The sequence below is a fragment of the Formosa algae genome (genome assembly GCF_001439665.1).
GTDB lineage: Bacteria > Bacteroidota > Bacteroidia > Flavobacteriales > Flavobacteriaceae > Formosa > Formosa algae.
In genome coordinates this window covers 85915-98683 of record NZ_LMAK01000004.1, presented here as the reverse complement: position 1 = coordinate 98683, position 12769 = coordinate 85915, and the positions used below count along the sequence as shown (strand labels likewise).

Below are 12769 nucleotides of genomic sequence, written 5' to 3'. Positions count from 1 at the left end.
TAAGTTTTATAAATCGATGTTCACACCAAATAAGAACGTTTTTGTGTTTGGATATGCTGAAAGCTCTATCCCTGATGTTCCGCTAGCTCCAGTAGATCCACTTGAACCAACAATCTCAGGAGTGAAACCTGAATATTTGGTAAACATGAATGGATTTTTTGCAGAGGCATAAATTCTTATTCTAGACACTTGATTTATTATTTTAGGTAAAGTGTAACCTAATGTAATATTGTTGATTCTTAAATAATCTCCGTCTTCTAAATAATAACTTGATGCATAAGAGTCTTTGTTTGCTCCAGGATTTACATTGGTAGATCCTTCTCCGGTCCATCTATTTGCAAATGTATCTTGTGCTACATTTTCTCCGCCGTCTATAGTGGTCCCTTTTAATCCGTTATATATTTTATTTCCTCCTGCTCCAAAAGCGTCTACAGAAAAATCGAAATCTTTATAATTTACAGCGAGATTAAATCCGAAGTTGTAAGTAGGAATATAAGATCCGAAGAATTTTTTATCATCGTCATCTATAACGCCATCATCGTTCTGATCTTTGTAACGTAAATAACCTGGAGACGGCGTACCATAATGTGTATTATTATCTATTTCGTCTTGGTTTTGCCACACACCATCTGCTTCCCACATCCACCAAGCATATATTGGCTGGCCTTCTTCTAACCTTTTAGTTATTTGTCCGTTAGACAAACTTCCTCCTGTTTGCCCATCGTAAGCAGATTTTACATTCTCTACATTATTTTTATTGTTAGATAACACAAAACCTACACTGTATGATAAATCTTCAGAAATGTTATCTTTCCAATTCATTTCAACTTCAAAACCTTTGTTAAGCACCTCAGCGCCGTGATCGTAATAATTAGAACCTTCTCCTGAGGTATACACTGGCGTTACATTTAGAATAGCATTTTCTGTATTTCTGTTATAGTAATTGAAACTACCTGATAATCTAGAATTATAGGCTTGAAAATCTAAACCTACGTTTGTTTCTTTGGTAATTTCCCAAGAAATGGGGTAAATAGAAGCACCTAAAGCTGCACCATATACTAAATCTTGATTTGCTCCGAAAACATAATTCACATTACTACTTCCAGTAGATGTTGTATAAGTTGAAACATTAAACGGCACATCTGAGTTACCTAGTTTCCCCCAACCTACTCTAATTTTTAAGAAATTTAAATTCTCGATATCACTTAAAAATGGCTCTTTAGTTAACACCCAACCTCCACTAAAAGAAGGGAAGTTTCCAAAATATTCAGTATTGTTGTCATTATTAAAAGTGCTTATACCATCTCTACGAATATTAGCTTGAATAAAGTATTTTTCACTGAAGTTATATTGTAGTCTTCCATAATATGATAATTGATGAGTAGGTGTTGAAAAGTATTGTTCTGAAACCTGATCGTAATCATCTGAAGCAAAATTTATGTTCCAATATTGTTCTTTTTCAGGAACATCGTATGCAAGTTGATATGTGTTAAACACATCATTCTTACTTCCTTTTGTTAGTCCTGCCACAACATTAATAGCGTGTTCACCTATTTGTTTATCGAAGGTTAAATAGTTGTCCCAGTTATATCTATAACTTTCTGAAGTTGTATAAGACAAACTATTATCTGCATACTGAGTGGTTGTTGGATTAGCTTCTTTTAAGGCATTAAAATCATCTTCGTCTTGCCCCGTGTTTGAGGTTAAATATTGAGATTTAATATCGTTAAAAGATCTAGATCTATAATAAGTTTTGGTAGCACCAAAGCGAGAATTTGCTTTTAAGTAGTCTGTTAATTTAATTTCCAAATCAAAAGAACCTTGTAAATCTGTGGTTTGCGCTTTTTGATTATAATAATAAACCGTTGCTAAAGGATTCCCAATAGAATTTAAACTACTACTTCCTTGGTATGCGACTTGACCTGTAGCTGGATCCCAATCTGGCTGTCCAAAACCTCCATTGTCGTAATATGTAGGTACAATTGGAGCTTGTTTATAGGCTTCATCAAAAGCTGTAGAGGGTTTTGGATTTTCTTTTGATAACGCTGCACTAATGCTTTGGGTAAACTTAACTCTATCATCAAAAAGATTGAATGTAGTGTTAGATCTTAATGTATTTCGCGTTAAATCTTGTCCTTCCAGAATACCATCTTCATTATAATTATTTAAACTGAAGAAATAGTTGATATGATCATTTGCCCCTGAAATTGAAACATTATTACTATTAGATAATCCAACCTGTGCTAATTCATCATACCAATCTGTATTATAAGGCTGATCTGTTGAAAGTAAATCTGTAGATCCTAAAGAGGTTTGAACTTCATTATAATATGTTACATATTCTGAAGCATTTGCCATTTTAACAGGGTTAAGCATGCTTGTTGCTCCATAATAAGAACTTAAAGAAATTTTTGCTTTTCCTTGTTTACCTTTTTTAGTGGTTATAAAAATAACACCATTTGCAGCATCCATTCCATAAATAGCTGCCGATGCGGCATCTTTCATAACATCCATGCTTTCTATATCTGCAGAGTTTATGTTACTAATACCACTTACTTGTATACCATCTACAATGTAAAGTGGTGTAGTTCCTGAAGCTGCAGTTCCTAATCCTCTAATCATTACTACCGGCTCACTTCCTGGAGCATTAGTATTAATAATGCTAACCCCAGATAATTTCCCTTGTATAGATTGGGTGGCATTAACAGCTGGTTGTTTAAGAAGTTCTTCTGTTTTAATACTAGAGACAGCACCAGTAAGATCTGATCTTTTTTGCGTACCATAACCAATTACTACAACTTCATTTAGTGCTTCAACATCATCATTCATTGAAACATCAATAACGGCTTGGTCATCTGCGGTTATTGTAATTGTTTTAAAGCCAATGTAGCTAAACTCTAATTCATCGCCCTTATTAACATTAATAGCGTATTTCCCATCAAAATCGGTGGTGACCCCATTACTAGATCCTTTTACAATAATATTTACTCCCGGTAAAGGAATGCCATCATTTTTACTTGTTACTACGCCATTCACTTCCATTTCTTGTGCAAAAGCAGAAAATGAAAAAAATAACATTAACAACAGACTAATCTTTGTTTTCATATTAGTTTTATTAAATATTAAATATTCAGTTTGTTTGTTTGACTAAATTATAATCTATTGTTAAATAAAGTTAAAAGCCATTTACTTTTTAAATACGCCATTACACCCTTAAAATGTTAAAGAGCATCGAAAAAACGCACTTGACGTACTTTATACTTTTTAAAAAAACGTTGTAGTTATTAAGAGATTAGGCAAATGACGTAGTAATGGCGTAGTGGTTAATTACGTATTAAATAAAAAAACATAGGTATTATTTAAAATTTAACAAGTAATCGGTGACAGAAATGTCATTTTCCAAATTCAACTTCTTTTTCAATCTATATCTATGCGTTTCTACTCCTCTAGCAGAGATATTCATTAAAGGTGCGATTTCTTTAGAAGACAAATTCATTTTGATGTATGCGCAAATCTTTAAATCTTTAGGAGTAAGCTTAGGATGTTGTGCTTTTAATCTTTCAAAAAACTCATCGTGAACTTGACTAAAGTTATTCTCAAAAACTTCCCATTCATCTTTTAGTACAATAGAATTATCTAATTTTTTTAAGAGCTTTTTAAAAGAATATGGACTATTAAACCCATCTTTATTAACGACTAGTTCTTTTTTAATATCCTGAAGTGTTTCATTTTTCTTAACCAATGCCATAGCATTATTAGCAAGCTGCTTACTTTTAAGCTTAATTTCTCTTTGTAAAGATTCATTCTTAAGCTGTACAATTTGCTTTTCGTTTTCTAATGTTTTTTCGCGTAGTAGTTTTTGTTGTTCCTTCTGATATTTAATTTTGATTAGACGCTGCTCTTTTGCAATTTTTTTATTTTGTAAGATGTAGAACAACACAACAATTAGAATTGCAATAAATAGATATAGTAAAAAGCCAAACGTATCTCTATACCAAGGCGGCAATATATTCAAGTGTAAATCTAGAGACGGTGAAACATTACCAGAATTTCCTCCTGCCCTAAAAGAGATGGTATAATTTCCGTCTTTAAGACTAGAAAACTCTACTTTATTACCATCTATTTTATACCATAAATTATCTGTATTAGAGATTTTGTATTCAAAGAAATGGTTAGTCGATTTTGCTGAAGACAACTCAATAGTAATATTTTCATTAAAATTAAAACGCACCTCATCATTTTTAATCTTTGACAAATTTATTGGCAAGCCACCAACAGATATAATTTCTATTTTTGGTTTTTGTAAAATATGATTAGAAGGTGTGGTACTATTTATCATCATAAAACCGTTATCTAAATTTAATGCATAAACAGAATCGTTTACTTTAGATACGTTTTCATAACCTACAATATATCTATTCTTTAAAAAATCATCGCTCAAGACAAGTTGTTCATCATCATTAGAAAATGATTTAAAATCGATGAAGCCTTCTTTATTTTTTAGAGCAAATAAGTTGGTATCTTCTTCAGAAATAATATAACTATGCTTGCCTAACTTTTCATTTAAAAGTTCATATGGAATAATGGAATCTATAATAGGTTCATACTTTTGCCAACCTTCGCTAGTTTTATAACTGATATTATTTTTAATATTATAAACCCTGATGTTATAATTAGAGCTTATACCTTTTTGCTGATAATTCTCTACACTTTGGATGGTTTGGTAATCGTCATCGAAACGAATTTTATAAATCCCTTTCGTTTCATGTGCGACCCAAGCGGTATGCGGATTTTCGAACACTAAAAAACGTGAAGGGATCATGGCTTTATTAAAATGTTTAACAGTCCAAGTCCCTTCTTTTTTCTCAAACTTAACTAAGCCAGAATATGTACCCTGAATATATGTATCTGTACGTTCGGGAACTTTCTTTATGGTCCAACCTCCAGTGAAACTAGATATTTTTGTAAACGTATTACCATCTACTAAAAAAGTACCTTCATTATGGCCACAAAACAACTCGTTTTCTATGATTGTTAAATCCCAAACTTGACCTTGAGATCCTTCTACGAATTCTAACTTATCGTTATTATCTAATCTAAAAAGCCCCGTATTTGTACCTATATATATAACATCTTTAAACGTAATAATATCGTAAACGGCTCCTAATTTACCAGATACATCGTTAAAGAAATAATTCGCACTATTAAGTTCTATATATGAAATTCCGTTATCTAATCCCAACCAAAGATTATCAGAGCTATCTAAAGATTGCCCCAAAACTGTATTATTTACTAATCCATTTTCTTTACTAACATGAAATTTTAAGTTCCCCGAATGGTCTGTTAAAAAAACACCATCTTTAATAGTGCCAAACACCATTTCTCCATTTTTTAGAATAGAAAAATTATTAAGTTGATGTTGTTTGATTTTTTCATTTATCTGAAAATTGGTAGGAATTAATGTTCCGTTCTTTAAAAAGAAACTTCCTTTTAGAGACGTCATTAATAACAGTTTATCGTCATACTTATTAATAGATATAATTTTAGTATCTACTAGTAAATCATTAAAATAAAAAGACTCCAGCTTATTCTCTTTTAGTAAAAAAACACCTTCGCTTAAAGTACTTACGTATAAATCGTCTTCAATCACACTAAACGAGATAATTATTGAATCTGACTTTAACTGTACAACTTGATTATAGTCGTATATGTAAGTGTTTAAAAATGAACGAAAAATTATTTTATCCTTGAACTTTACGATTCCCCAGATTTCTTCATTAGGAGAAATTTTATCGAGAATAGTATTGCTTAACGAATGGTATTTTAGCAATCCGAATTCATCTTCTTGCCAATATCCAAACTCTTCGTAAGACCCGGTATATACAATATCATCTACAGTTAAAACAGAGCGAACAGTTGTTTTATTGGGCAATTGATAAAGTTTCCAAAGTAAAGCATCATACTCTAACAACCCACTACTATTAGCCACATATACTTTACCATTGTCTGCTCTAGAGATATCCCAATTTTGGTTACCCGCTTTATATTCTGCTAAAGTATAATTTTGAAGACTTGGAGAAAACTGCGCATATCCTATTGAAAGAGATAAACAATTAAAAAGTATAATTAAAATTATTAAACGTTTTGACATTCTGCTATGCTACTTAATTGCTTTATATTAAAAAAATTGAATTTCAACTTTTCCAATGTTTTAGCTTATTAAATCTTATAATTACTGATTAAAGGTAACGGAAAATTGACAAATAGCCTTGGTTAATTATATACGATAACATCCTTTTAGCCCTGTATTAATAAGACCAATTATTAAATTATTCTATTTGAAGACTACTAAAATTTGACAAACAATTGTTATTCAAGACACTATTAACCACTGATTCTGTTCTATTAGATTTTTCTAAAAAATCAGCATTACAATTTTGAATTTCACATGTGATTGAAAAATACTACAGTATTATAAAATTTTTAAATGAAGTAATAAAAATACATGTTTCAAGGACGTATTATCTATTTACTATAGTGTTTCAAAATAAGCAACTCCTTTTTTACATTATAATTAAGTGTTGCTTAAACGTTTCAATACATTCATAGCCTTATCTGAATCTTTTACATCCACAAAAATATGGTCGTGATAATATCCTGCAATAACATTACAACTGATATTATGTTTAGACAATGCGTTAGAAAATACAGCTGTGAGTCCAACAGCATCTAAAGAAGAATGGATTTGTAGCGTAATCCAAGACGCGATATATTCGTAATTTAATTTAAGTGCATCTGCTTTTTGTTTCTCTATTACAATAGTGGTTCCTTCTTGTTCTTTGAATTCGCAAATAGTATCACGCCTATCAATTTTACTCAAATCTTTTACGGTCGAAAAAACATATACTCCATCGTTTAGTTTAGGTGTCATTCCCTGTAGTAATTGGGATAAATTTGTTTCTCCAGCCATTTTATTAGAATCTATATGTCTTTAACCTTTGTGATCTTATTCAATATACTTATTTTAAAATAAGCTGTAAAAAGTTTAAATCTAACCACGTATCGAATTTGTAGCCTACCGCTTTAAAGATGCCTATTTCTACAAAACCAAATTGTTTATGAAACGCTATACTTCCTGCATTAGAAGCGTCTACGCCTGCGATCATGGTATGATAACCATTTGCTTTTGCTAAAGTTATTAACTCGGTTAAAAGCTGTTTCCCAACACCTTTCGCTCTAGCTTCGCGACTAACATATATAGAATGTTCTATACTATATTTATAGGCTTCCCATGGTCTAAAAATACCATAAGATCCAAAACCAACCACTTCGCCATCAATTTCGGCTACTATAACTGGCATATTCGCTTGTTTTTTCTGTTCGAACCAATTAAGCTGATACTCGTAAGACCTTTCTTTATAATCGTAAATTACAGTAGTATTAAGAATTTCGTAATTTACAATATCCAATATCTTAGCTACATCTTTTGTTTCGGCAAATCGTATGTTCATGATTTTAAAATAGAGAATTCTCTTTAGTTCAGTTTTAGTTAAAAAAGGATTGGTTCATTTCAAAGTCTTATATATTCTTCAATAATACTCCCTCTGAATTAGTCATTAAAACTAATACAATATAAGTGATTTTTTTATAGTCTATGTTATTATTTAAAGCCGACTTAAAGCCAGGCCCTTGCACTAAAATCTTTAAAATATCGAGAGCATACTTATGACTTCAAATTTAATTTAAAAAAAAATAAATCTTACATTGCAGCAAAAGTTTAATTTATGGATTTTACTAACCCTTTAGTATACGGAGTTCCTTGTTTTCTAGGTTTTATAGCCTTGGAGCTGTCTTATAGTAAAGTATTTGACAATAAAGAATTATACAATAAGAAAGATTTTATCTCAAGTTTATCACTTGGTGTTGGATCTGCTGTACTTGCTGCACTTGTTAAAACGGTGTCTGTAGTACTTGTTTTTAATTTTGCTTACGACCTTTTTAATCCTATAGTAGATGGTGTACATACTAACATTATGGGATATAAATCTTTTGGTTACGAATGGTATGTGTGGGGCATTTGTATGTTATTAGACGATTATACTTACTATTGGTTTCACAGACAAAACCATATGGTAAGAATATTATGGGCAGCACATATTGTGCATCATTCTTCAGATAATTTTAATTTGGGTACAGCTGTAAGAAACGGCTGGTTTACCTTATTTTACAAACCCTTTTTTTACGTCTGGATTGTAATTATAGGCTTCCCACCAGAAATGCTTTTGGTATGTTTAGGTATAGAGTCTCTATGGCAATTTCAACTGCATACACAGTATGTAAAGAAGCTTGGTTTTTTTGATAAATTTTTAAATACGCATACCATGCATCAAGTTCACCATGCTAGGAATTTGGAATATATGGATAAAAATCATGGTGGAATTTTAAATACATTTGATAGAATTTTTGGTACTTGGAAAGAATTAGACGAGTCTATTGATATTGAATACGGTGTATCTACGCCTCCCAACTCTTATAATTTATATGTGATTTTAACGCATGAATATAAAAACATTTGGGAAGACATGAAAAAATCTAAGAATTGGCGTCATAAATTTATGTATGTTTTCGGACCTCCAGGTTGGAGTCACGATGGCAGCACACTAACCGTAAAACAAATGCGTGCAGAAAATGCAAAAGTCGCAAAAAAAGATACTTTAGAACCAGCATAAACTTAACCCTTCTAAAATATTATTAAAAAAAAGACATTCTATTTATAATTCAAATCCATTCTTAACGCTCTAAGTATGGATTTTTTTGTGTGGTAATAAGTTTTACAGCGCCTTTAATAATTCGTACATCAAAAGACAAAAATTCACCTATAACTTCGCCATCCAATTGTAACAATTGTGGAGTTTTAAAGGTAATTTTAGCTTGATTTGTTTGTACCGATGTTTGATGCTGACTATTTATAAAATTCTCGTTAAAACTAGATAAGCCTGCATTTATTAACATACTTCCATTAATTTCTTTTATAAGTACAATTTCAAATACACCGTCCATCGGATTTCCTTCTAAATTAATAGGAATACCCGTACCATATTTTCTAGCATTACAAATGCATAACATAACCCCTTCCGCATCATATGTCTTTTCATTACATTCAACCGTCATAGGAAACGCAGTTACTTTCCCTAATTCATCTATAAAATATTTAGCATAAGTAGACATGCCTCTTTTGTGGTCGTTTTCATAGCCTTTTACTATTTTGGCATTTATTCCTACATCACCAAGATGAATACAATAATGTTCATTATTAACGACCAATAAATCCAAATCTCCAACAATTTCAGACATAATCAATTCCTTCAAGGCCTCTATAGGTTGTTTTGAAACTTCTAGTTCCGTAGCCATTCCATTTGCAGATCCCATAGGAATAATACCAACAGGTATACTACTATGCTGTAACACGATAGCCAAGAATAATAGCGTTCCGTCACCTCCAACAGCAGCAACTTTATCTGGTTTAAAAGTGTTTAATATTACTTTGAGGGCTTCGGCATCATCTGTTCCTGTAGTTTTAAACACTTGATTTTCTATACCATAATTATCGCAAAGAGCTTTGGCGTCTTTTAAAAATGGGTCTTTATCTACACCTCCGGATACAGGGTTAACTACAAGTAATAATTTCATTTTAAATGCTGTTTTAAATGTTCAATGTCTTTTAAAATAGAACTTGCTTCGTCCGGAACCACATATGACGCAGACACACCTGTAGCTATTAATTCATTCCACATGGTTTGCTGTATTATCGATCTTATTTTTCCAGTTTGGCGGATGTATATTTTCAGAATAAGGTTTGGGTACATTTTTGCTAGTTTGGTATAAATAACCATATCTTTTTGACTATCGTCTCCCACTAAAACATAATTTTCCCCTCTAGAATGTGTTATTAAAAACTGAATAGCCTCTAACTTAAAATCTTTAGGTTTATGACCTTTTAAGAGCTGAAAAAAATTTAAATACGGTGTTAAAACCAACATGCCTATAGGCAATGTATTATAGGTTATAAACGTAGTTAAGAGTGTAAATAAATTACTCTCGCTTTTAGACACATAAAAGTAACGCGGATTAACGTCGTGCCAGGCCTTAAACATGTTTTGAGTAAAACCTATAACAGTGCGCTTTTCGGGCACAAGCAACAACAACGTTTTAATGCGTTTAAAAATATTTGAAGTATTAGAAACTAAAACGGTATCGTCTATATCAGAAATAATATCTAAAGTACGTTGTGGTTCTTGGAAATTAACCGGATAATCTTGTAAAATCTTTAAAGGTGATTTTGTATTCGATAAGGTTATGGTAAGCTCTGCTTGTGGTTTAACATCCGACACAATTTCAAATCGCCCATAAGCATCTGTTCGTGTTTTTATAGTTTGTGTTCCCGAAGTAACTACAATATCCTGATGTGCATATACTTTAAAAAAATAAGATCTTAATATGGTTATGGCATTACTAAAAGCACTATGTTTTTTAAGTCGCAAATGGTTGTGATCGCCCTTTAACAACACGCCACGATACCAATAGCTGTTGTGGGTAAGATCTAAAATAGAAAACTCCCAAAGTGATGCTTTTTTAGTATATACCATGTCATGTTTTTAATATGTATAAAAGATATTAAACTAGAGACAACCAACAAAACATAAATTAGTCTTAACCTTAAGTTTTCCTAATAACCTAAACGTATAAATCATTTGTGTTTACATCCTGAAACATTCGGGTTTCAACAGGTTTTTGTTCGGAATTATGAATAACTGAAACATCACCTGTGCTTTCGAAAATAACCGCTTTTACATCACTAAAATCATGCACATTGGCTTCTCTTAATTTAGCGATAAGATCGTCTTCACTCACATTACAGCTTTTTAATTTACGGTGTAAAATCTTACCATTCCACATAATAATCTGAGGTTTATTTGTAAAGAGTGTTTTTAAAAACCCACTTTTTCTAACTAAAAATGAGAACAGCGTTTGAAAACCAATTATAGTTGCTAAAGCAATAGCTCCTTTTACCAATGAGTAATTTGAATTCAAAATAACAGAGGCTAATACGGATCCCATTGCTATGGTCGATGCGAAATCAAAACTCGACATTTTAGCAAATGTTCGTAACCCAAAAACTCGTGTTAATATAATAATGATGGTGTAAATACCAATTACAGATAAAATTAACCAAAAGGATTCTAGTAGCGTCATAGTTCTAAATTTGATTTAAAATTATAATTCCATCTGCAAATAGATTGATCCTATTAAAAAAATTTAGAACGCTATCGCACACCAAAACACTCACGCTTAACATGCTGTATATGAGGTAAACAAAATATGAATAGAGTAAAAACAACCACCAAAAGTCATTTAATTTCAAATTTTTAAAAAATAAACAAACTGATACATTAAAACTTTATTAAGATGGACACCTTAAAAGAATCAGCTGAAATTACAGACACAGCTATAGATAAAGCATACAGAAATTTTATACTGAAGAAAAAACACCCATGTGTCATGGCAAAATCAGTATTTATGATGAACGATTACCATTTACATACTTATAAGTCGATGAGCGAAGATGAATCTATCAAAAACATTTTAAATGATTTGGACTCATTTATAAATCAATACGACTTTCATACTAATACATTCCAATCTTTTATGGCTGTGTTTCCTTATCAACAATTTGACTCGGAAATTGAATTTGAAACAGCCTTATGGAAAACACTTCAGAAATTATACAATTTAGATGATTGTGAATGGGACGATTCTGTAAGTGACAATCCAGAAGATTCAAATTTCAGCTTTAGTTTAAAAGGTAAAGCATTTTACATCGTTGGTTTACACCCTAACAGTTCTCGATTAGCCAGACAAAGTCCTTACCCTACTATAGTCTTTAATTTACATTGGCAATTTGAAAAATTAAGAGATATGGGCACGTATAAAAAAGTAAAAAAACGGATTAGAAAACGAGACCGTAAATTACAAGGCCATATAAATCCTGTTTTAAAAGACTTTGGAAAAGACTCGGAAACAAAACAATATAGCGGCAGACAAGTAGACGCCTCATGGACATGCCCTTTTCATAAAAACAACTAATTCCAATACTTATGAATACTATTATAAATGAACAAAGTGCACAAGCTTTCACTATTAAAAAAGGAGACATTCTCACTGTTATAGATCCCTTGGGCCAACAAGTAAGCGATATGGTCGTTTTTAATAGTTTGGATCATAATGAAAAATTATCTTCTGGTAAATCATTAGACTTCGAAGCCTCCATATTACTAACCACAGGAAATTATTTATGGTCTAATCGTTCTAATAAAATGATGAAAATTATTGAAGACACTAATGGCCGAAATGATTTTTTACTTGCGCCTTGTAGTCAGGAAACATTTACAATTATGTATAATCACAAAGGGGAACACCCAAGTTGCTTAAACAATTTATACCAAAACTTAAAACCATACGGCATTACTACAGACCAAATACCTACGGCTTTTAATATATTTATGAATGTCCAATTTAATACCGAAGGCAAAATTACAGTTTGTCCGCCAACCTCTAAAGCTGGAGATTATATTAAATTTCGTGCCGAAATGGATTTATTAATTTGTTTAACAGCATGCTCTGCAGAAGACAGTAATGCAGGTTCATTTAAACCCATTCATTACAACATAGAACACCACCATTAATAACCAAAATTATAAACGCTAGGTCG

Annotated in this window: 10 protein-coding genes; 3 read left to right on the top strand and 7 right to left on the bottom strand. The window is 31.5% G+C overall.

Annotation, left to right across the window (positions count from 1 at the left end; translation table 11 throughout):
- Positions 1 to 6: 6 nt before the first annotated feature.
- The 4 genes from AST99_RS00955 to AST99_RS00940 form a co-directional block, all read right to left on the bottom strand.
- The gene (locus AST99_RS00955; protein WP_057778196.1) at positions 7 to 3105 is read right to left on the bottom strand and encodes a SusC/RagA family TonB-linked outer membrane protein; all 3099 of its coding nucleotides are present in this window, start codon (positions 3103 to 3105) and stop codon (positions 7 to 9) included.
- A 250-nt stretch (positions 3106 to 3355) separates the two neighbouring features.
- On the bottom strand, positions 3356 to 6151 hold the full coding sequence (locus AST99_RS00950; RefSeq protein WP_057778194.1) for a helix-turn-helix and ligand-binding sensor domain-containing protein: 2796 nt from the start codon (positions 6149 to 6151) through the stop codon (positions 3356 to 3358).
- Positions 6152 to 6574: 423 nt separating this feature from the next.
- Positions 6575 to 6970 carry an ACT domain-containing protein gene (locus AST99_RS00945; protein ID WP_057778192.1) on the bottom strand — a complete coding sequence of 132 codons (396 nt, stop codon included), beginning with the start codon at positions 6968 to 6970 and terminating at the stop codon, positions 6575 to 6577.
- 49 nt (positions 6971 to 7019) lie between these two features.
- Positions 7020 to 7511 carry a GNAT family N-acetyltransferase gene (locus AST99_RS00940; RefSeq protein WP_057778190.1) on the bottom strand — a complete coding sequence of 164 codons (492 nt, stop codon included), beginning with the start codon at positions 7509 to 7511 and terminating at the stop codon, positions 7020 to 7022.
- A gap of 273 nt (positions 7512 to 7784) precedes the next feature.
- On the opposite strand from AST99_RS00940, the gene AST99_RS00935 reads away from it, so the two are divergent.
- Entirely contained in the window at positions 7785 to 8729 is a 945-nt protein-coding gene (locus tag AST99_RS00935) for a sterol desaturase family protein (protein WP_057778188.1), read from the top strand.
- Positions 8730 to 8790: 61 nt separating this feature from the next.
- On the opposite strand, the gene AST99_RS00930 is transcribed toward AST99_RS00935, so the two are convergent.
- The 3 genes from AST99_RS00930 to AST99_RS00920 all read right to left on the bottom strand — a co-directional run bounded on the left by AST99_RS00930 (position 8791) and on the right by AST99_RS00920 (position 11253).
- Positions 8791 to 9690 (bottom strand): diacylglycerol/lipid kinase family protein, encoded by a 900-nt coding sequence (locus AST99_RS00930; protein ID WP_057778186.1) that lies wholly within the window; start codon positions 9688 to 9690, stop codon positions 8791 to 8793.
- The gene (locus AST99_RS00925; protein ID WP_057778184.1) at positions 9687 to 10646 is read right to left on the bottom strand and encodes a phosphatase domain-containing protein; all 960 of its coding nucleotides are present in this window, start codon (positions 10644 to 10646) and stop codon (positions 9687 to 9689) included. Before AST99_RS00925 ends, AST99_RS00930 begins: the two co-directional genes overlap by 4 nt.
- A gap of 88 nt (positions 10647 to 10734) precedes the next feature.
- A complete protein-coding gene (locus tag AST99_RS00920) occupies positions 10735 to 11253 on the bottom strand; it encodes a DUF421 domain-containing protein (RefSeq protein WP_057778182.1) in 519 nt (172 codons plus the stop codon).
- Between the two features lie 213 nt (positions 11254 to 11466).
- Here AST99_RS00920 and gntA point away from each other — a divergent pair, with 213 nt between their 5' ends.
- Complete coding sequence (gntA, locus tag AST99_RS00915; RefSeq protein ID WP_057778180.1) at positions 11467 to 12144, top strand: guanitoxin biosynthesis heme-dependent pre-guanitoxin N-hydroxylase GntA; 678 nt, start codon at positions 11467 to 11469, stop codon at positions 12142 to 12144.
- Positions 12145 to 12155: 11 nt separating this feature from the next.
- Complete coding sequence (locus tag AST99_RS00910; protein WP_057778179.1) at positions 12156 to 12743, top strand: DUF1989 domain-containing protein; 588 nt, start codon at positions 12156 to 12158, stop codon at positions 12741 to 12743.
- Positions 12744 to 12769 lie beyond the last annotated feature (26 nt).